The organism is Halomonas sp. FeN2 (assembly GCF_020595105.1).
In the GTDB taxonomy this organism is placed as follows: Bacteria; Pseudomonadota; Gammaproteobacteria; order Pseudomonadales; family Halomonadaceae; genus Vreelandella; species Vreelandella neptunia.
In genome coordinates this window covers 2662840-2683779 of record NZ_CP074200.1, presented here as the reverse complement: position 1 = coordinate 2683779, position 20940 = coordinate 2662840, and the positions used below count along the sequence as shown (strand labels likewise).

Annotated in this window: 18 protein-coding genes; 5 read left to right on the top strand and 13 right to left on the bottom strand. The window is 56.6% G+C overall.

The window, feature by feature from the left end; translation table 11 throughout:
* Positions 1-33 precede the first annotated feature (33 nt).
* Together fabA and fabB are read left to right on the top strand one after the other, a co-directional pair.
* The gene (gene fabA, locus KF947_RS12325) at positions 34-549 is read left to right on the top strand and encodes a 3-hydroxyacyl-[acyl-carrier-protein] dehydratase FabA (RefSeq protein ID WP_022520895.1); all 516 of its coding nucleotides are present in this window, start codon (positions 34-36) and stop codon (positions 547-549) included.
* Between the two features lie 13 nt (positions 550-562).
* Positions 563-1780, top strand: a complete 1218-nt coding sequence (fabB, locus tag KF947_RS12320) for a beta-ketoacyl-ACP synthase I (protein WP_133731726.1) — start codon at positions 563-565, stop codon at positions 1778-1780.
* Between the two features lie 70 nt (positions 1781-1850).
* Here fabB and KF947_RS12315 read toward each other — a convergent pair whose 3' ends face one another.
* From KF947_RS12315 to KF947_RS12300, 4 genes are all read right to left on the bottom strand, one after another.
* Positions 1851-2585 (bottom strand): lysophospholipid acyltransferase family protein, encoded by a 735-nt coding sequence (locus KF947_RS12315; protein WP_133731727.1) that lies wholly within the window; start codon positions 2583-2585, stop codon positions 1851-1853.
* On the bottom strand, positions 2582-3472 hold the full coding sequence (locus tag KF947_RS12310) for a sugar nucleotide-binding protein (RefSeq protein WP_227404075.1): 891 nt from the start codon (positions 3470-3472) through the stop codon (positions 2582-2584). The genes KF947_RS12315 and KF947_RS12310 overlap by 4 nt, the downstream gene beginning before the upstream one ends.
* 52 nt (positions 3473-3524) lie before the next feature.
* Positions 3525-4163 carry a single-stranded DNA-binding protein gene (locus tag KF947_RS12305; protein ID WP_133733464.1) on the bottom strand — a complete coding sequence of 213 codons (639 nt, stop codon included), beginning with the start codon at positions 4161-4163 and terminating at the stop codon, positions 3525-3527.
* A 72-nt stretch (positions 4164-4235) separates the two neighbouring features.
* Positions 4236-5615 (bottom strand): MFS transporter, encoded by a 1380-nt coding sequence (locus KF947_RS12300; protein ID WP_133733463.1) that lies wholly within the window; start codon positions 5613-5615, stop codon positions 4236-4238.
* Between the two features lie 183 nt (positions 5616-5798).
* Here KF947_RS12300 and uvrA point away from each other — a divergent pair, with 183 nt between their 5' ends.
* Both uvrA and KF947_RS12290 read left to right on the top strand, forming a co-directional pair.
* Positions 5799-8645 carry an excinuclease ABC subunit UvrA gene (gene uvrA, locus KF947_RS12295; protein WP_133733462.1) on the top strand — a complete coding sequence of 949 codons (2847 nt, stop codon included), beginning with the start codon at positions 5799-5801 and terminating at the stop codon, positions 8643-8645.
* A gap of 174 nt (positions 8646-8819) precedes the next feature.
* Positions 8820-9578 (top strand): Crp/Fnr family transcriptional regulator, encoded by a 759-nt coding sequence (locus KF947_RS12290; protein ID WP_133733461.1) that lies wholly within the window; start codon positions 8820-8822, stop codon positions 9576-9578.
* A gap of 55 nt (positions 9579-9633) precedes the next feature.
* On the opposite strand, the gene KF947_RS12285 is transcribed toward KF947_RS12290, so the two are convergent.
* Both KF947_RS12285 and KF947_RS12280 read right to left on the bottom strand, forming a co-directional pair.
* The gene (locus tag KF947_RS12285) at positions 9634-10428 is read right to left on the bottom strand and encodes a ribonucleoside-diphosphate reductase (RefSeq protein WP_133733460.1); all 795 of its coding nucleotides are present in this window, start codon (positions 10426-10428) and stop codon (positions 9634-9636) included.
* Positions 10429-10484: 56 nt separating this feature from the next.
* Complete coding sequence (locus KF947_RS12280) at positions 10485-12596, bottom strand: adenosylcobalamin-dependent ribonucleoside-diphosphate reductase (RefSeq protein ID WP_133733459.1); 2112 nt, start codon at positions 12594-12596, stop codon at positions 10485-10487.
* A gap of 216 nt (positions 12597-12812) precedes the next feature.
* On the opposite strand from KF947_RS12280, the gene KF947_RS12275 reads away from it, so the two are divergent.
* Positions 12813-13406 carry a hypothetical protein gene (locus KF947_RS12275; RefSeq protein ID WP_133733458.1) on the top strand — a complete coding sequence of 198 codons (594 nt, stop codon included), beginning with the start codon at positions 12813-12815 and terminating at the stop codon, positions 13404-13406.
* Here KF947_RS12275 and KF947_RS12270 read toward each other — a convergent pair whose 3' ends face one another.
* Genes KF947_RS12270 through flhF form a run of 7 tightly spaced genes read right to left on the bottom strand, consistent with a single transcriptional unit; the run spans position 13407 to position 20913 of the window.
* Positions 13407-15413, bottom strand: coding sequence for a diguanylate cyclase (locus KF947_RS12270; RefSeq protein WP_246638215.1), 2007 nt, complete (start codon positions 15411-15413; stop codon positions 13407-13409). It abuts the gene before it with no gap.
* A gap of 23 nt (positions 15414-15436) precedes the next feature.
* Positions 15437-16111, bottom strand: coding sequence for a flagellar motor protein MotB (locus tag KF947_RS12265; RefSeq protein ID WP_133733456.1), 675 nt, complete (start codon positions 16109-16111; stop codon positions 15437-15439).
* 5 nt (positions 16112-16116) lie between these two features.
* The gene (locus tag KF947_RS12260) at positions 16117-16938 is read right to left on the bottom strand and encodes a motility protein A (RefSeq protein ID WP_133733455.1); all 822 of its coding nucleotides are present in this window, start codon (positions 16936-16938) and stop codon (positions 16117-16119) included.
* Positions 16939-16981: 43 nt separating this feature from the next.
* Positions 16982-17683, bottom strand: coding sequence for an RNA polymerase sigma factor FliA (locus KF947_RS12255; protein ID WP_133733454.1), 702 nt, complete (start codon positions 17681-17683; stop codon positions 16982-16984).
* A gap of 26 nt (positions 17684-17709) precedes the next feature.
* Positions 17710-18141, bottom strand: coding sequence for a flagellar protein FlhE (locus KF947_RS12250; protein ID WP_133733453.1), 432 nt, complete (start codon positions 18139-18141; stop codon positions 17710-17712).
* Positions 18142-18166: 25 nt separating this feature from the next.
* The gene (locus KF947_RS12245) at positions 18167-18733 is read right to left on the bottom strand and encodes a hypothetical protein (RefSeq protein ID WP_133733452.1); all 567 of its coding nucleotides are present in this window, start codon (positions 18731-18733) and stop codon (positions 18167-18169) included.
* Positions 18730-20913: a flagellar biosynthesis protein FlhF gene (gene flhF / locus KF947_RS12240; protein WP_227404074.1), complete on the bottom strand. Its 2184-nt coding sequence runs from the start codon at positions 20911-20913 to the stop codon at positions 18730-18732. The genes KF947_RS12245 and flhF overlap by 4 nt, the downstream gene beginning before the upstream one ends.
* Positions 20914-20940 lie beyond the last annotated feature (27 nt).

Genomic DNA, 20940 nt, shown 5'->3' with positions numbered 1-20940 from the left:
CCATACAACCAATTTGATATTCGGAACGATTCAGTGACCAAGCAACATTCCTTTGATCGCGAAGAACTGCTGGCCTGCTCCCGCGGCGAGCTATTCGGCCCCGGCAATGCACAGCTCCCGGCTCCTAACATGCTGATGCTTGATCGTATCAAGCACATTCACGAAGAAGGCGGTGAGCATGGCAAGGGCGAACTGATCGCCGAGCTGGATATCACGCCTGACTTGTGGTTCTTTGATTGCCACTTTCCTGGCGATCCCGTCATGCCTGGCTGTTTAGGATTAGACGCTATGTGGCAGCTCGTTGGGTTTTATTTGGGCTGGCTAGGCCACCCAGGTCGCGGACGTGCGCTTGGTTGCGGCGAAGTTAAATTCAGCGGACAGATTCTGCCGGATGCACAAAAAGTGACCTATAGCATTAATATTAAGCGTATTATTACCCGACGTCTTATCTTGGGTATCGCCGACGGCACCGTAACCGTCGACGGACGCGACATTTATCAGGCTAATGATCTGCGCGTTGGCCTATTTACCTCCACTGCGAATTTCTAAACAGGAGGCTCCCATGCGACGAGTGGTAGTCACCGGCCTTGGCATCGTATCGTGCCTTGGCAACGACCAACGACAGGTTCTGGATGCGCTCAAAACTGGGCGTAGCGGTATTAGTTTTAAGGAAGAGTATGCCGAGCGTGGCTTTCGTAGCCATGTTGCAGGCAGCGTCGATATTGATCTTGACGCACTCATCGACCGCAAACTGCGCCGCTTTATGGGCGACGCGGCTGCCTATGCGTATGTCTCTATGGCCCAGGCCATCGAAGATGCTGGGCTGAGCGAAGAACAGGTATCCAACGAACGTACTGGTCTTATTGCCGGCTCAGGCGGTGCATCAAGCGCTAATCAGGTTGAAGCAGCTGACGTACTACGTGAAAAAGGTCTGCGCCGCGTTGGACCTTATCGCGTTACCCGGACAATGGGCAGCACCGTTTCCGCGTGCCTGGCAACGCCGTTCAAGATCAAAGGCATCAATTACTCTATCTCCTCTGCCTGTGCGACTTCAGCGCACTGTATTGGCAGCGCGATGGAGCAAATTCAGCTTAATAAGCAGGATGTGGTGTTTGCCGGTGGCGGCGAAGAGGAGCACTGGACGCTCTCCTGCCTGTTTGATGCCATGGGCGCTCTCTCTACCCACTACAATGACACCCCTGAACAGGCTTCGCGCCCTTACGACCAGGCGCGCGACGGCTTTGTGATTGCTGGCGGAGGAGGCATGCTGGTGCTGGAAGAGCTCGAGCACGCCAAAGCCCGCGGCGCCAAGATCTATGGCGAACTGGTGGGTTACGGCGCCACTTCTGATGGCCATGACATGGTCGCCCCTTCGGGCGAAGGTGCGATGCGTTGCATGCGCCAAGCGATGGCAACGGTCGACGGTGATATTGATTACATCAATACCCACGGTACTTCGACGCCCGTAGGCGATGTTGCCGAGCTGAAAGCGATACGCGAAGTGTTTGGTAATACAACGCCCGCCATGAGCTCGACAAAATCGCTCACCGGCCACTCCCTGGGGGCTACCGGGGTACAGGAAGCGATCTATTCGCTGCTGATGATGCAGCACAACTTTGTTGCCGCTTCAGCAAATATCACCGATTTGGATGAGCAGGCCGACGGCTTTGATATTGTCACCGAACGCCGCGATGACGTGACGATAGAGCGCGCCTTGTCTAATAGCTTCGGCTTTGGCGGCACCAATGCGTGCTTAGTCTTCCAGCGTTTTAACGACTAACGCTACTCATATGGTGAGCATAAAAGCGGCGCCCAGTGGGCGCCGTTTTCATATTGCAGTCAGAATGCTGTTAGCGAGAGATAGGTCGCGGCACGTCTGAAATTTCCTGTAACTGTGCCTCAATCCACGCCTCGACGTCTGCGAGCACTTCATCGGGCATACGGCCTTCTGTCTCAATCGGCTTACCAATGCGCACACGTAGTACGCCTGGCCGCTTAACCCAGTGGCGGCCTGGCCAGCGCTCGCCAGCGTTGTGGGCCACCGGCAAGACCGGCACCCCCGCACGACACGCCACCACGCTGCCACTTTTGTTATAGCGTTTACGGATGCCGGGATCTACCCGCGTCCCTTCCGGAAAAATCAGTACCGAAAGCCCTGTACCCAAACGCTCGACACCTTGAGTGAGCACTTGCTTCATCGCCCGCGCAGGTTTTGAGCGATCCAAACTGATAGGGCGCAGTAAGCGCAACCCCCAACCAAAAATGGGAAGGCGCAGTAATTCTCGTTTCAGTACGGTACATACCGGCGGCTTCATGACCTGCAGAAACACGGTTTCCCACTCACACTGGTGGTTGGCTTGAATCACACAGGGGCCACTGGGCAGATTTTCCCGCCCTTGAATGTCGTAACGCACTCCACAGGCAATACGAAACCACACCATCAAAAAGTAGTTATACAAATTGAGTAAGCGGTAGCGGCCAGACAGCGGAAGAAACGGCGCAATGGGCAAAAACAGAATGCCGATCATCAGCATGGCCAAAAAATAGCCAGCATAAAAGACCAAGCTGCGAACCACATTTATCAAGCCGACGCTCCTGTATCGCTGACACGATTATTTTCACGGGTTAAACACCACGCATCCAGCATACGCCCAGCCTCTAAGCGCCATGGTTTCTGGTGAACGCCAAAGACATCCAGCACACGTCGGCAGTTCAAAACGCGCCGCAGCTTAGCATCATGGTGGTGTTTAAGCGGCTGAACTTCACCCAGAGTAATCTGCTCGCCGCGCCCCTCAAGGTGCGTTAACAGCTGGGTGCGCACCATGGAAGTAAAGGTAAAGGCGCTGACCGGTTCGGTGCCAGCAAGATGATAAGCCCCCCAGGCCTCAGCACCGCTGACCTGCTGCTGTAGCATGCCAATCAGCGCCATGGCGACAGCATCTGCAGAGGTCGGGCAAAAAATCACATCTTCCGCGGCACGCACCGCCTTCCCGAGCACCAAGTTATCAATGATGTCGTTAAGCCACGCATGACTGCCTTCCAGTGCAAACAGCGGGCCTAAGCGCACAATCAAATGACGCTGAAACTCCGCACGGATGCGATCACCGGTCTGCACCAGACGGCGCAAGCTATCATCTCGCGGTGCAGGCACCACATGCTCATCAATGGGGACATCCAAACCGTCTTCGTAGAGCTGATCGGAGACACACCATATCAACGCCACGTCTTGCGATTGGCAGGCATCCAAACAGAGATCTACCGCATCGGCATGTGCCGTCACATCCGCTGGCGCCATGTTAAGCGGGTGGGCCAACGGTGGAATAATCACGGCGTCAGGGGCTATCGCCTCAAGCCGCGATGACGTGATGGTCGTCCCTTGCTCTATGACTAACTCTGTATCGGCGCGACGGCTTGCTTCCCGGGCCAGCGCCAAGCTTAAGCAGTGTCCTGCATCCAATATTAACAGCTTCAAGACACCTCCCCCCTATAACGCCCAGCCCTATGCTGCGCGGCGAATAGCGTCCTCAGAATGGGATCTCATCGTCGAAGTCGTCGAAGTTACCCGGATCTGGAGCGCCGTAGCTGCTGTTCTGCTGGTTGGGCTTCGGTGCTTGATTGCCCTGCTGCGGCGCTGGGCGAGGCGGCTGCTGTGGACTCTGCCCGCCGGGGTAGTTATTACCGCCTTGGGGCGCCCCACCCTGAGGGGGATAACCACCGCCCTGGTTGCTATGTGCGGGGCTGTTTTGAGCCGGTGCATTTTGGGGGGCGTTCTGAGGAGCATTCTGAGGATAGTTATTTTGCGGAGCGCCGCCTTGGAAGTCACCGCTGCGACCATCAAGCATCTGCATATCGTTGGCGACGATTTCCGTCGAGTAGCGATCCTGACCGTTCTGATCCTGCCATTTACGGGTTTGCAGGCGCCCTTCAATATAGACTTTGGAGCCTTTTTTCAGGTACTGCTGGGCGATTTCAGCGGTTTTATTGAACATCACCACCCGGTGCCACTCGGTGCGCTCTTGGCGCTGACCGCTCTGGCGATCCATCCAGGTATCGGTGGTGGCCAGATTTAAATTGGCCACGGCGGTGCCGCTGGGGGTGAAACGCACCTCTGGATCCTGCCCGAGGTTGCCAATCAGAATGACCTTGTTAATGCCGCGAGCCATAAGGCGCTCCTTTAATAGCTGTCATGTAAAGTGTATTGCCAACCGCCGCCACACTTCATCGGCAAGGCTGGGTTAAGATTTTGGGGGTGCCATGAGCTTGTTCAATGCCGCCTGATCGAGCTGTTGGCGGTTCACCTTTAGATAGACCAAACGCTCTTCCGGCACCACCATGACGTCTTCCACGCCGACCACTTCGGCTAAATGTTCCATCAACAGGTCGAGCGCATCTGCCTGGGTCTCGTGTAGCGCCACCACTTCGCTAGAGAGTGGGGGCGGCGCGGGCATCCGCCACATGGCGATCCACCAGCATAGCGCAAGCCCAGCACAGCCAATAAAGACTGCGTTGAGGCCGCCGTAGTGAGCCAGCAAGCCACCTAGCGTACCGCCTAAAAAAGCGCCTAAAAATTGGCTGGTGGAGTAGACCCCCATAGCAGTCCCTTTGGCGCCCGCCGGGGCCAACTTACTGAGCATGGAAGGTAGCGTCGCTTCCAGCAAGTTAAAGCCGGTGAAGAACACAAATAGCCATACAAACAGCCAGTAGCTTGGCGAGAGTGGCAACCCCAGTCCGGCTAAACTCATCACAATAGCGCCGATCGCAACCAAGCACATCAAGCGCATGCGCTGCTGCTTCTCTGCCACAATAATCAGCGGTACCATGGCCACAAACGATAGCGCCATAATGCCCAGATACGCCAGCCCGTGATACTCAATCGCCACACCGGCGTTTAACAGGCGAAAAGGTACCGCGACAAATATCGCCATCAGCACTAAGTGCAGGGCAAAAATCGACATATCCAGCCGCCATAAATCGGGACGGGTTATCACGCTTTTAAACTGCTGGCGATCCATCCCCACATCGCGGTGGCGTCGCCGCCGTGGCGCAGCAGGCACCCAGCGCCATAGCACCAGCAGCCCAACCAGCGTTAACAGCGCGGTAAACCAGAACACACCGGCAAGCCCCGCCCAGGCGGCAAGCCATGGCCCTAACACCATGGCAATGGCAAACGACACGCCAATTGAGAGCCCAATGGTCGCCATGGCGGCGGTGCGCACTTCTTCACGGGTTTGATCCGCCAGCAGCGCCATAATCGCCGCGGCCACAGCGCCGCAGCCCTGCAGCGCTCGCCCAGCAATAATGCCGGCAATAGTATCGGAAAGCGCAGCGATCACGCTGCCGAGGGCAAAAATCACCAGCCCTATGGCAATTACCCGTTTGCGGCCAATGCGATCGGAAAGAAGCCCAAACGGAATTTGCAACGTCGCCTGGGTTAAACCATAAATACCCAGCGCCACGCCTACCAATAGCGGGGTCGAGCCCTCAAGGGTGTCGGCATACAGCGCCAACACCGGCAGCACCATAAACAGACCCAGCATGCGCGATGCATAAAGCCCGGCCAATCCACTGATCGCACGACGTTCAGAGGCCAGCAATAGTGCGGAAACCTTGCGCATAATGCCCTTTTATATGGTGGTTAAGCATGTGGTGAGTCAGTGTGAATTGTGACAATCCTCTATTCTAGCGGTTTGGGCTGACGCTGGAAACGTCGCGAGTTGCCGCAGGTTATGAAAGCTGTTTTGCCGGGAGGGGGCTGACAAACGTATAATCGCGCTTTTGCCGCGCGATTCGAGGTGTTGATGGACAGCATTCTGGTCAGGGGTGCCCGCACCCACAACCTCAAGCAGATCGATGTGGAACTGCCCCGTAATAAGCTAATTGTGATTACCGGCCTATCCGGCTCGGGTAAATCGTCGTTAGCGTTCGACACCCTTTACGCCGAGGGGCAACGCCGCTACGTGGAATCGCTCTCCACCTATGCGCGCCAGTTCCTGTCGATGATGGAAAAGCCCGATGTGGATCACATCGAAGGGCTGTCACCTGCGATCTCCATTGAGCAGAAGTCCACTTCCCACAACCCGCGCTCGACCGTGGGCACTATCACCGAAATTTACGACTACCTGCGCCTGCTATTTGCCCGTGCCGGGACGCCCCGATGCCCAGAACATGGCGAAGACTTGGAAGCCCAGACCATCTCGCAGATGGTCGATCAGGTCATGAACCTCGCCGAAGGCACCAAATTGATGCTGCTGGCACCGGTAGTCAAAGGCCGTAAAGGCGAACATTTACAGTTACTGGCCGAGCTGCGTGCCCAGGGCTTTGTGCGCGCTCTGGTCGATGGCCAAGTGCTGGAGCTGGACGACATCGCACCGCTGGATAAGCGCAAAAAACACGATATCAGCGTCGTCGTTGACCGCTTCAAAGTGCGCGACGACCTTGCCCAACGTTTGGCGGAGTCCTTTGAAACCGCGCTGAACCTCGCCGACGGCACCGCCATGATTCACTTTATGGACGGTGAGCGCGAAGACATTGCCTTTTCGTCGCGCTTTGCCTGCCCGGTATGTGGCTACTCGCTGGCGGAGCTAGAGCCGCGGATGTTCTCGTTCAACAACCCGGCGGGCGCCTGCCCCACCTGCGACGGGCTGGGTGTACAGCAGTACTTCGACCCGGACAAGCTCATCAGCCACCCGGAGCTGTCGCTAGCGGAAGGCGTCATAAAAGGCTGGGATCGGCGCAATATCTACTACTTTACCCAGCTCCAGGCGCTGGCCAAGCACTACGGCTTTGAGTTGGAAACCCCCTGGCAAGAGCTCGCTCGCCATGATCGAGAGGTTATCCTCAACGGCAGCGGCGACGAGCAAATCCCGTTTGTCTATGTGGGTGACCGCGGCCGCAAAGTCACCCGCGAGCATGCTTTCGAGGGCGTGCTGCCCAATATGCAGCGCCGCTACCGGGAAACCGAATCCAACATGGTGCGCGATGATCTGGCCAAATACATCGCCGTGCAGCCTTGTGCGACCTGTAGTGGCTCGCGACTACGTAAAGAGTCACGCCATGTTTACGTAGATGATCACAACATCGCCGAGATTGTGCGTTTCCCAATTGGTGAAGCGTGGCGCTATTTTGCCGACCTTACACTGCCGGGTCGTAAAGGCGAGATCGCCGACAAGATCGTCCACGAGATCCATGCCCGACTGGAATTTTTAGTTAACGTGGGGCTGGACTATCTCAACCTGGAGCGCAGCGCCGACACCCTATCCGGTGGTGAAGCCCAGCGTATCCGCTTAGCCAGTCAGATTGGCGCAGGTCTGGTCGGGGTGATGTATATTCTCGATGAGCCGTCGATTGGCTTGCACCAGCGCGACAACGACCGACTGTTGAAAACCCTTGAGCGGCTGCGTGACTTGGGTAATACCGTGATTGTGGTAGAGCACGATGAAGACGCCATTCGCGCCGCAGATCACGTACTGGATATCGGCCCAGGCGCTGGTGTGCATGGTGGTGAAATTGTCGCCCAGGGTACGCCCCAGGACGTAATGGACAACCCTAACTCGCTAACCGGCCAGTATCTTTCCGGCTCACGGGAAATTGCCGTGCCGCCCTACCGCATTCCCGGCAATCCAGAAAAGCAGCTGATCGTGCGTGGGGCTACCGGCAACAACCTGCAGAACGTCACCCTTAGCCTGCCGCTGGGGCTGTTTATCGCCATTACCGGCGTTTCCGGCTCAGGTAAATCGACGCTGATCAACGGCACCTTGATGCCCATTGCGGCTCGCGAATTAAACCGCGCGACGACATTGACCGCCGCGCCCTATGAGAAGATCGAAGGGCTCGACCAGCTCGATAAAGTCATCGATATCGATCAGAGCCCCATTGGCCGCACGCCACGCTCCAACCCGGCCACCTATACGGGTATTTTTACACCGATTCGTGAGCTGTTTGCGGGCACCCAGGAAGCGCGTTCCCGGGGCTATAAGCCCGGTCGTTTTAGCTTTAACGTCAAGGGTGGGCGCTGCGAGGCGTGCCAGGGCGAAGGCATGATCAAGGTAGAGATGCACTTCCTGCCGGATATCTATGTGCCCTGCGATGTATGTAAGGGCAAACGCTACAACCGCGAAACCCTGGATATCCACTATAAAGGTAAAACCATCCACGAAGTGTTGGCAATGACGGTGGAAGACGCGCTGGAATTCTTCAGCCCGGTACCGGCGATTGCCCGTCGTTTGCAAACCTTGCTCGATGTAGGGCTCTCCTATATCCGCCTGGGGCAAAGTGCCACCACCCTTTCCGGCGGCGAAGCCCAGCGGGTTAAACTCGCCCGCGAACTGGCCAAGCGTGATACCGGTAAAACGCTGTATATTTTGGATGAGCCAACCACCGGGCTACACTTTGAAGATATCCGTCAACTACTGACGGTACTTCACCGCCTGCGCGATCACGGCAATACCATCGTGGTCATCGAGCACAACCTGGATGTGATCAAAACCGCCGACTGGATTGTCGATCTTGGCCCCGAAGGGGGCTCTGGGGGCGGTCAGATTATCGCCGAAGGCACGCCGGAACAGATTGCCAAGCAGGATGTGTCGCATACCGGCCGCTTCTTAGCCCCGCTCTTGGCGCGAGGAAAACGCACGGCGAAACGCTAAACGCTGCGGCTCTTTGTTATTCTTTTGAGGAAGGGTGGGCGTCAGCCCACCCTAATACTAAATAGCCATGCTAGTTAGTACCTTTGGGCAACGCAGTAGATGGCTACCTTGTTTATAGTGGTGAGCAGATTATAGTTAGCAGGATTATGCAATCCTCTGCCGGAGGGATAAGCCGTGGGTCAAGAAAGTAGTTGTATTATCAAGCATTTCAATCACTACTGTTCGTTAAGCGACGATGAGAAAAAACTACTCATAACGCTTGAGGAGAGCCCAACCGATATTAAGGCGGGCACACTTCTATGGGAAATAGGTGCACCGGCCAATGAGTTCTGCACGCTGAAAAGTGGCTGGGCCTACTCCTACCGTCATTTGGAAAACGGCGACCGACAGATTCTGGAAGTGTTTCTGCCAGGCGACATTATTGGGCTGCGGGAGTTTGCATTCTCCGAGCGTCTTGAGAATGTGCGCATGATTGATGACGGTGTAATTTGTCATTTCCCGCACAAGCGTATTCTGGAAATATTCCGCCAATCGCTCCCGCTGACGTCAGTGATGTTTGCCATTGGAAGCCGTCAACAGGCATTAATGACCGAGCGATTGGTAACGTTAGCAAGACGCAGTGCCCGCCAAAAAATGGCGCACTTCCTTTATGAGATGTATCTAAGGCTGCGACAAACCAACCCGGATATTAGCAACCAGTTCCGCCTGCCGCTTTCCCAGGAGCAGTTGGCCGATGTCCTGGGGCTTAGCCCGGTACACGTTAGCCGCACCTTTACCGCACTGAGCGAAGATGGTCTGGTATTTCGCGATCGTCACCACCTGACAATCCCTGATTTAAAAGCGCTCAGTGTTGAGGGTCAGTTTGACGACTGTTATCTCACCGATAACGTTCGGCCCCTGTTAGGCGAGGCTGAACAAAAAGCCGCGTGCTGACAAGGCACGCGGCGTTACTGCAACGCTAGGTTGTACGGCGGGCATCAAAGCTCGACTATCCACACTTAGACCAGCCGCAGCCTGCATAGCAGGTGGGGCAGCCATCCATCATAATGAGCTCGCCGCGGCACTCGGGGCAGTTACCCACGGTGGCTGGGCCACTGCCCTCAGGCTTTTTTCCCGGCCTTGCCTTATCACCGCCAATAGGCTCTACCGCGCCTGTTTCAACGGGAGCATCATTCGCTTCTTCTTCAGCACCGGGCTGCCAAGCATGGCCGTGAGTCATACGGTGGGCATAACGCTCTACCAGCTTTTCAACCGGCACCTGGTTGCCGTCCCGATCCAGAAAGCCACGGCGATAAAGAATCTGCTGGATTGACCAGGCAATCGCCGCGACTTCCGAATCGTGGAACATTGGCTTGTTCCAGCGGTTCATGCCACAGCGTACCAAGCCTTTATCCCAGGCCACTTTGCGCAGATCCGCCACCGCTTGGGTGACGTAACCGCCGCGGGCCGCCAGCGAGAGGCTGCGCATGGTCGCGGTGATCCACTGGTGCTCGCTTGAGAGCTGTCCTGACGGAAAAAAGAACTCCACCGGGCGCTCAATCACCACGCGCTTACTGCCAATCACGCCCTCTACCGGCATAAACGACACCAGCAAATAGACTTTTTTGCGTCCTTCCGCGCCTACGTATGAAATCTTTTCAGACACGGCTTCCAACGTGCCTTCCGGACGGGAAGGTATACGCACCGTTAGCGGATCTTCATCTTGTAGCTCAGGAACGGGAACGGCCTGCTCCTGCTGCTTGATACGGTAACCAACAATTTTTGAGGTAATTTCTACAGCCATGGTGTTCTCCACTTAGCAAAGGTGTGCGTTTTAAACAGATAGTGCTTAACGCGGCATCACCATTTGCCGTAGGTGCCTTCTTTTAGGCCATCAAAGAGGTTGGCAGCGTTATGCTCTTCACCGTCGTAAATCACCTTCTCATCCCCAGTTAGTTCGAGGGTTTCGCCATTTTCCAGCTCAAACACGTAGGTAGTGTTTTTAAGATCATCCTCGCGCACCAGCACGCCCTGGAAGGCTTCAGGGTTAAAGCGAAAAGTAGTGCAGCCTTTTAAGCGACTTTCATACGCTTGCAGATAGAGATCCTGGAACTGTTCAAAGGGAAACTCGGTAGGCACGTTGACCGTTTTTGAGATCGCTGAATCGACCCAATGTTGAGCCGCGGCCTGAACCGCAACGTGCTGCTCGGGCGAGATTGCATCGGCGGTAACAAAGTAGTCAGGCAGGTCGCTGTCCACCGCGTCAGATGCGATAAAGTGACGGTAGGCGGCCAACTCAAAGGAGACGACTTCGACCTGCTCTTTGGTCTTTTTGCCCGACTGAATAATATTGCGGAAGTAGCGGTGCGAGAAGGAGGGCTCGATACCGTTGGAGGCGTTGTTACCCATTGACAGTGAAATCGTGCCGGTCGGTGCGATCGAGCTGTGATGGGTGAAGCGCGCGCCGTGCTCGGCCAGTTGTGCCACCAACTCCGGCTCAAGCTCGGCCACTTGAGCCATGTACTGACTATAACGGGCGTGCAGGATACGCCCCGGCACCTGATCGCCCACTTCGTAGCCATCTTTGGCCAGTTGAGGCCGCTCGCGCAGCATTTTGGGCGTGATGGTGTGCTCCTGCTCAAGCACCGGCGCCATGCCTTTCTCTTGGGAGAGCTCCAGCGCCTGCTTCCAACCCTCTATCGCTAAGTGACGGCTCACCTCATCGGTGAACACCAGCGACTGCTTAGAGCCGTAAGGGATTTTGAGCATGGTGAGCGTTGACCCTAAGCCCAAAAAGCCCATCCCGTGGCGACGCTTGGCTTCAATTTCACGCTGCTGCTGGGGCAGTGGCAAACCGGCTATCTCGACCACGTTATCGAGCATACGCGTGAAGATCGCGACCACTTTGCAGTAGCGTTCCCAGTCAAAGCACGGCTCGGCGCCGAAGGGGTCAATCACGAACTTGGTTAGGTTGACAGAACCCAGCAGGCAGGCGCCTTCCGGTGGCAGGGGTTGTTCGCCACAGGGATTCGTCGCACGGATATCTTCGCAGAACCAGTTATTGTTCATGCGGTTAACCTGGTCGATCAGGATAAAGCCGGGCTCGGCGTAGTCGTAGGTGGAGGACATGATAGTGTCCCACAACTCCCGCGCTTTAATCACTTCAACAATGCGGCAGGCGACGCGGCCTTCGGCATCAACCGTGTAGCCCTCTTCAATCACCGGCCAGTCCCGGTAGATCAGGTCTTCCGCTTTAACGTCCTCTTTCTCACCGGGGTGTAGCGGAAAGGCCAGCGGCCAGTCGGTATTGTTTTTCACCGCTTCCATAAACTCGTCGGTGATCAGCAAGCTAAGGTTAAACTGGCGCAGACGTCCCGCTTCGCGCTTGGCCTGAATAAACTCGCGTACATCCGGATGCCCCACATCAAAGGTGCCCATCTGAGCGCCGCGGCGGCCACCGGCAGAGGCGACGGTGAAACACATCTTGTCGTAGATATCCATAAACGCCAGCGGGCCGTTAGTGCCCGCGCCAGCGCCGAATACGAACGCACCCTTATGGCGCAGCGTCGAAAAGTCGTAGCCGATACCAGCCCCGGATTTCAGCGTCATACCCGCATCGACCACCGAGTCGAGAATATCGCGCATGGAGTCGCGAATCGTGCGCGAGACGGTGCAATTAATTAGGCTCACCGCTGGCTTGTAAGCTTCAGCCCCCGCGTTGGAAAGAATACGACCGGCAGGAATGGCGCCGTTTTCCAGCGCCCAGCGAAATTTGGGCAACCACTCTTCCGCTTTATCTCCCTCCACCGCTGCCAGGGCGCGAGCGACCCGTTCAAACGTAGCACCGACGTCCTGATCAACGGGTTGGCTATGACGATCCTTGAGACGGTATTTGGCGTCCCAGATCTCCCGTGAGGGGGCCTGCATCGGGACATCATTAGAAGTCTTCATAGCCTTGGTAGCGGTGCTCATGTCGCAAAACTCCTTCACAGCGGGGTGAATTATAGCGCTCAAATAGGGCCATTGTACGTAGCATCGGAGTGAAGTATAGACGTGACTCTCCACTATATGAGGCACTTTTTGTAAAATTTTCTACCATATATAGGAAAATCAGCGCCTTACACTTTTGTCATGTACCAACACGCTATAGACTGTTTTTCCGGTTAATCGTCTAGGAATTTTAATTAGATGTCTCAGATCGTAACGGCTACTCGCACCCTGCATTTTCACTCACCTTCCCTGGTCGCTATGGCAATGGCTATCGCTTTGATGGTCGCAACATCCATGGCTAACGCGACCACGTTTAATACCAACGACGAGGCCACCCACGACCATTGGCAGTCAATGACGCTCTCGCTGGGGGGCGAACGCCACTACCGGGCGGTAGAAACCCACAGCTACTCGGATGCGACGCTGAGCTTGAATGCCACTTCGGGCGTTTGCGATCTACCCTGGCTGGAGATGCGCGTCACCCTTGAGCAGCAGCAGGGAGAGAGTCGTACGGTAAACTTGGTGCCCACTCGGCTGCGCATCGATGAGCGGCCCGTTATCGACACCATGGCGGAATTTATCACTGAGCGCGGCGATGACGGGTTTTATGCCCACTTTTATTTAGGTGACTTGGACTCACTAATGGCCGACATGCGCCAGGGAGAGCAGCTATTTCTCGGCTTCGACCAGGAAGAGCGCGAGCCGTGGTATATGACCTTTAGCCTAAAAGGCGCCGACGCAGCGATCAACCGGATGCTCACCCAATGTGAAAGTAGTGGCCCCAAGGTTTGATTAAAGCAGCACCGCAGGCTGAGGCGCCCTTTCAACGCGGTTGCGTCCGCCATGTTTAGCGCGGTACATGGCGTCATCAGCCCGGGAGATAATGGTTTTACAGCTGTCACCCGGTTGCCAAACGGCGACACCGATACTCACCGTAACCGTTTGCTCGAGCCCCTCTATATGAAGCTCTGCTACCAGCGAGCGCAGCCGCTCGGCCAGACCAATGGCGGCATCAACATCGGAATGAGTCGCCAGCACAATAAACTCTTCGCCTCCCCAGCGCCCCAGATGGTCACAGCCACGCAGCGAGCTTTCCACTAATCGCGCCAGGGCCACCAGCACATCGTCACCCACGCTATGGCCGTGAGCATCGTTGATCTGCTTAAAGTTATCCACATCGAACAGTAGCAAGGCAAAGGCGGCCGCGTAACGCTTGGCAGCCACTAGCTCTGCATTGATCGCTTCTTCAATGCGGTAACGGTTCCATACCTTGGTTAAGGGATCAAAATGTGCTAGTTGCTCGAGACGCTGGTTGGCTTCGGCAAGGGCTTTGCGCTCATGCTCCAAGTGCATATTCAGTGAGCTAATTTCATAGGCTGAAATCGCCAGCGTCAGGTCTTCACCCAAGTCTACCGCTGCTAAGCGCTCTACCCGCAGCCACGCTTCACTCTTACCGACGACCTCTTCAGACCAGGCGACCGATGGGGCCAATATCACGGCCGGTTTAGGGCTGGTGGTGGGCTGCATCGCCCAATACAGCGTTTCCACCTGCTCAGGACGAAAAAAAATCAGCCAGGCACGCTGAGTCGAACTCATCGGCAGCGGCACCGCTAGCGCCCCGCACTGCTCGGGCATGGCTAGCGAAGCGGTTAACGTCTCTTTGGTGATTTCGCGCGTGCACCAAGGGCCGCTATGCACATGGGCTCTTTCAAGACGCAGCACAAATTGGCTAATCGCTTCTGGGGCTGGCGTCACGCCCGCTTGATAAGCGCCCCCATTCACCCACAGCACTACGCCATGGGCGCGAAACAGCTTCATCCAGATAGCCGCCTGTTCATGAAGTAGCTGCTGGGGGCTTTGCGGCTCGCTGCGCGCTCGCGCACTGAGCACCAGACTATCCTGAACCCGCTGCAGGTAGCGGGCTTCTTGACGCGCCCGCAGCAACAGCATGCGCTGGGTGGCCATTTGCACCAGGGTGCGAACGGCATCACGCACGAGGGGCTCAACTGAGTGCGGTGCTGGCGAATGGCAAAACACGAGCCCCCATAAGCCAGTATCCCCCTGCATAGCCAAACTGAATGACCCACGCACTCCCAGTCGGCTTAAATAGCGCTGCCGCTCCGGGGCAGGCGCGCGTAAAAAACTGCCGCTAAGGCTTGCTCCCGAGTGGGCGGGCTCCAGCGTTTCAGGCGACGCATCGACGTCTTCAATTAACCGCATAGGGTAGTGTTGGTAACTTTTGCGCAGGGCAACTGGGAAGTCGCTTGAGGGAAAGCGCTGCCCCAACAGCGAGGGCAGCTGCTTTCCAAGCGCCTCGGCGACCATCAAACCATGCCAATCGCTGTCAAAATGGCATACGGTGACCCGATCATGACCGGTAAGCTGTTGAATAGCGTTAACCAAGCAGTCGAGTAGCTCTTCCTGATGGGTCGCTTCAGCTAAATGCATCAAGCGCTCATTTACCGTACCCAGCAGGCGGCGTCTAACCAGGGGGTTAAGTGGCTCGATCTCGACGATGACCTGCTCACCCGCTCGGTAAGCGTGGAGTTGAAAACGCGCATTGTTGTGCTTGGAACGAATAAACACTAGCGGGCCGGGGAGCCGCTGCCGCCCCTGCAGTTCACGACGCATACGTTGGCTTAGCCGTTTTCCCAGCGCGCAGGCAAGAGTAAGCGACCCATTTTCAGGGCGCTCAATACCGGTCAAGCGAGTTAAGTTGGTGCTACTGGCTTGAATGCGCCGACAATCGGCATCTAAAACCAGCAGAGCGCCAAACGACTGCAACCGCGGGTGGTACATGGACACAAACGTGGCCTCGCAATCTATTCACCCTCGACCTGCTGCCTTAGCAACAGCTCTACGCGACGGTTGGCAGCTCGGCCCTCCGCAGTTGCGTTCGGTTCCATGGGTTGGGTGTCGGCATAACCGACGGCCCGCATACGAGAGATATTGAACCCTTGGCGCTCTAAATGCCTCACCACAGCGATAGCCCGCGCTGATGAAAGCTCCCAATTAGAGGGGAAGCGGGCCGTTGCGATAGGTACGCTGTCGGTGTGGCCTTCTACCGAAATCTGACCGTCAAAACGGGTCAGCACATCGATAAGGCTTTCTACCACATCTTGCCCACGAGCAGTCAGTACAGCTTGGCCGCTGGGAAATAAAAGGCTGGTATCAATGCGTAGTGTGACCCCTTCACTCCCTTGCGAAACGCTGACACCAGGGATGTCGAGCCCGTCAAACTGCGGCTGAATGCCTGAATGGCGAGGCTGAATGCCGGTGGCAAGCGACGCCAGCGGCAGTGATGATACAGCGCTGGCTGAACGCATGAAAGCAGTATCAGCCGCCTCACCGCCGCCCGGCGGTGTCAGTGAAAGCAACAGCACAAAAAGCGTGATGAGCAGCGTCAGCACATCCAAATAGCTGGTAAGCCAACCATCATCTCCATCGCCTGGCGACGGCGTCATTTCCAGTGCGTGGCGTGTATCACGGTCAAGCATCTGGCCTACCCCTTCGTCGCCGAACTAACCGACGAATCAGGCCTGGGTTTGACGCTGTTATCACGAATCTCATCGTGGTAATTAGCCACAAAGGAGTTGAGGGTCTCTTCAATAAACGACGGCAGACGGCGCTTGGTAATCAGGGAAATACCTTCCAGCACCATGTTCATGGTAATCAGTCGATCTTCGGTGCGGCGCTCTAGCTTCACCGCAATAGGCTTAAACACCAAGTTGGCGAGTAAAATACCGTAGAAGGTAGTGAGCAGAGCCACTGCCATGCGCGGGCCAATGACCTGCAGGTCGCCAGCGTCCATGACTTCCAGCATGTTGACCAGCCCCACCAGGGTGCCGATCATGCCAAACGCGGGGGCATAGGTGGCCATAGTGCGAAATATTTGTGCTTCAGCATGCTCCCGCGCTTTAAGGCGAGCAATGCGCCAGCGCAGCATGTCAAAAATCTCATCCTCTTTGGTATTGGCAATCACCAGTTGGATCCCGGTACGTAAAAACGGGTTGCGGGTATGCTCCAACTCGCGCTCGACCGCACGCACATCGCCTTTAAACCACAGTCGCGACATATCGACCAATTCGCGGATATCGTCACGCATGTAGGTGTTTTCACGCCGGAACACCAAGCCCACCAGCCGTACGACGCGGAGTACCTCTTTCAGCGGATAGCTAATAAAGGTCGCCGCTAGTGTACCCGTCACCACGATGGCCAACCCCGGAAAATTGATAAAGCTCTCTGGGGACTCTGCAGTGAAAAACAGCACGCTCACCAACAGCAGGATGCTGGCAAATATGCCTATCAGCGTCGAAGGATTCATCCACGGCTCCTTGCCGGTCACAAGTGAGTAAAAAACGTTGGCGTTATGCCGAGTCGTGTAAACGCGCGCGTAAACGACTCACGGCTTGGCTGTGCAGTTGAGAAACGCGTGATTCCGTTACGCCCAACACAGCTCCGACTTCCTTGAGGTTGAGCTCTTCTTGGTAATAAAGCGCCATTAGCAGCTTTTCACGCTCTGGAAGCGCTTCAATAGCGTCAATCAACGTTTGCCGCTGCTGACCATCAAGCAACTGCTCGAACGGTGAATTGCCCAGCTCATTATTTATCGGCTCGCCGCCTTCGGCCACCAGCTCTTCAAACGGCAACAGTTGGCCGCTGTTAGTGTCATTGAGCAACTGCTGATACTCGCTCAACGGCATCTCGAGGTGTTGAGCAATTTCGTTCTCTTCCGGGGCTCGCCCCAGCAGTTGCTCTAATTGGCGAACGGCGCCCTCAACCGCACGCGCCGAACGGCGAACGCTGCGGGGCAGCCAGTCGCGGGTGCGTAACTCATCCATCATTGCGCCGCGAATACGTTGACTGGCGAAGGTCGCGAACGTTGCCCCCTGGGTGGCATCAAAACGGCCCAGCGCTTCCAGCAGCCCCACCATTCCAGCCTGAATAAGGTCGTCGAGCTCAATACTTGCTGGCAACCGAACCTGTAGCGTCAAGGCCTGACGTCGCACCAGTGGCATGTATTGCGTCAACAGCTCATTTTGTTTGATTCTGCCCTGTGCTGTGTACATATTCTCGCCTCGCGGCTATCCAGCCTTCACTGATAGTTCACAATCAATTGTAACCCTTGCACACGAACAGGCCGTTGGCCTGGGCGTAAGGCGAAGCGAAAATGCAATGGCGCATCGGCGGCTCGCCCCACTAATGCGGTGGTAGAACCACGCATACCGGTTAATGCAACGCACTGCTCAGGATGACATAGCCAAGCGTTTAATAGCGCGCCGGGGGAGTGTTGAAACTGCCAATGAATGCGCCCAAGCTGAGCCGACTGCACGTTGTTAGCGGCAGTTGGCGGGGTAGCCGCTTGGCTAGCGCTTGCCCGATCACCCATCGCCACCATTAGCCCAGGTATCTGGCTGCTCCAACTACCCGGCGCCGCCTGAGCACTCCCCGTTAACCCTGTTAGTAGCCAACCTGCCACTAGTACTAAGATCAGTGGCAGTTTCCCTCTTAATAGCCAGCTTAGCATGCTTAGTCTCCTCGGCAGAGTGGGCTCATCGTGCAAGTACCAGTAACTCCATATTTAAGTAGTAATCAGCGGCCTCGCGCAAGTTATCGAGCAACCCCTGGCGCGGCAAGTGGGGCTCGTGGAGCGCCAGCAAACGACGCGGCCCGCCACGCTCATGTAGCAGGCGCAAGGTACGGAACATGGCTGCGAAAGTATCGGCATCGCTACTGATCCATAGCGCCCAACGATTATATTGATCGCGTAGCTGAGCAAGGTCGGACGTTTCCGCCATGACGATACGAATATCCCAATCATCAGGATCCCCGGCCCAACTTCTACCTAGCGTTGACCACTGCCCCAGTCGCGCTTTGACCTTGCTTACCTGGGCCGCACCACTACCGGGTAGCCCGACCACAATAAGCGGAATTTTGGGCTTGGGCGGAGCCACCGTCGTTGGCTCTTCCGCCGCCGCTACCGTTGGCGATAATAAGGGTGAGGTGTGTTCGGACACAGGCTCTGCCGCCGCGACATCAACAGCACCCTCAGTCTGCTGCTGTTGGCGCTGTAGATTTGCCCACTTGCGCAGTCCCGCGGCTTGATCTTGTTCGCTCACGCCACGCCCTCTCGACTAACACTGCCCATTTGGCGAATCGCATCCCGCGCCATAAAGGCATAGACCAGCGCATCGAGCATACCGGTGTCACGGCGACGGCGGCTGGTACCTAATAGGTTGAGCAGATCACCACGCAGCGTCTGCGCCTCTTCATCATCAGCGACATCGAGATGTCCGGCGACTGACGCCACACCGCTGGCCATTAACAGGCGAACTTCAGCATTTAGGTCGCCACTATCAGCCTCTTTTAACTGCTGCCAAGCGCGCCGCGTCAAGGCGGCCAGGCTTTCGCTTTGCAGTTGGGTTAACAGGAGGGAGAGCACTTCTGCCCCTAAGCGAGCCGGGGTAAGCCAGTAGCGGCGCACCACCACTTTGGCGCTTTCCGGATCGCGCACCTCCCCGTACCAGGCGAGCAGGGCACAGCCGCTGGCATCCTCAACTTCGGCGTAGGCAGTCCAAAGCTGCACCGATTGACCACGAAAACGCACACCCACATGGTGGGTTAGCACACTGTCATTAAACAGCTGGCGAACCGTCTGGCGCTCGTGGTGAAAGAGTACTCGATGATTGGGGGCTACTTGGCTGACCCAGGTCAAGTGCTCGGCTTCCAGCCACGCGAGTGCATCCGATTCGGGAAAGCGCGGTAGTAGGTGTACCGCGACGCCGTTTGATGAAGTCAAGGCAGCTAAGCGCGGCTGCCACCCCGCGGGGTGGCGATGCTGTAGCCAGGGAAGCGCCAGCCATGCGCCATCAGTGTCCAGACCAATGTCCGGCATTGCCCAATCGCAGCCGCGTTCGTTACGCCGCGCGAACCACGCCATACCTAAAGTAGTTTCCGCCGCGGGATAGCCGGCGAGCAGTGCATCCAAACGCTCTTCCTGCACACGGCTTGGTAGAGCGGCTAAGTTCCAGAGCTCTTCTAAATCCGCAAATCCTGTCACGCGCTGGCGCAGGCGTGCCAATAGCGACGACAAACGACGCCCTTGGCCCAATACATCCCGGGACCAGCGCGGCATCCCTGTCGGAGTGTCTACGCTTTGCAACCGTTCACGCTGAGGGGTCGCCGTGCTCAGCGCTTGATCCACTAACGCGGCAGGAGCGGCAATCGCCATATCTTCGGGCACCTGCTGCCCATTTGAACCAAACAGCACGCGCATGCCGTGACGCATAATAATGTCTAACACCGGCGCCAGACGGCCCGCCTCATCCTGCTTGGTAATAATGCAGTCATCTAACTCTGCGCCCGCCGCGCGCGCGGCCTGACGGTAGCGCAACACGACTTCCTCGAGGGTTTCCGGTTGACTGGCGGCATTGAGCAGCAGTACCAAACGTACCTGCGAGCGTCCACCCTGAAGGTGAGCAATCTGTTCGATCACCCGCTGGTCACGCTGACTCATACCCACGGTGTCGATAATCACCCACTGCTTGCCCTGCAGGCGGCCCAGCAAGTCGTCGATGGGTTGCTCGGCGTCAAGCGCGTACATCGGGGTATCCAGCAGGCGCGCATAGATGCGCAGCTGCTCGTGGGCACCAATCCGGAAGCTATCGGTGGTGACCAGCGCCACCGGGCGCGTACCGTGACGCATCACAAAACGAGCGGCTAGCTTGGCGGTAGTGGTGGTTTTACCCACCCCCGTGGGCCCCACCAGGGCGACAATACCAGTTTGATCAAAAAAACTTGCTTCATCGTTCAGCACGCAGAGGCGATCCATTAACTGCTGACGCAGCCATTGCAGCGGCGCTTCGCTATCGCCGTCTAACTTGGTTAGCGGCGCTGGCATTCCCGCAAGCAGCTCATCGGCGAGCTCACCGCTAAAGCCGACGTTCCATAGCAGTTGGCGAAGTCGCGCCGCCGTTCCAGTGAGCGTTGCTGGCGCTGTTGAAGCAGCATGGTTTGACTGGCTGTTTGCCAGCAGTGCTCGCATATCCTGCATTTCGCGCAGTAAGCGCTCGCTCATCGCCTGCATAGGGTCTTGCGGTGGAGGCGATGGTGGCGTTTCGGGGGCGGCGGGTTCAGGTGAAGGTTCAAAGTGGTCAATGGCTTCGTCCGCCATGGCCAAAATTTCAACGCCCCCTTCGGTACGCCGATTAGCCACAATCAAGGCGTCTTCACCGAGCGTTTCGCGCACTTGGCGCATCACATCACGACTGTTGGCTCCCACGAAACGTCTAACGCTCATGATTTACCCTTGCCTATTCTGGAAATG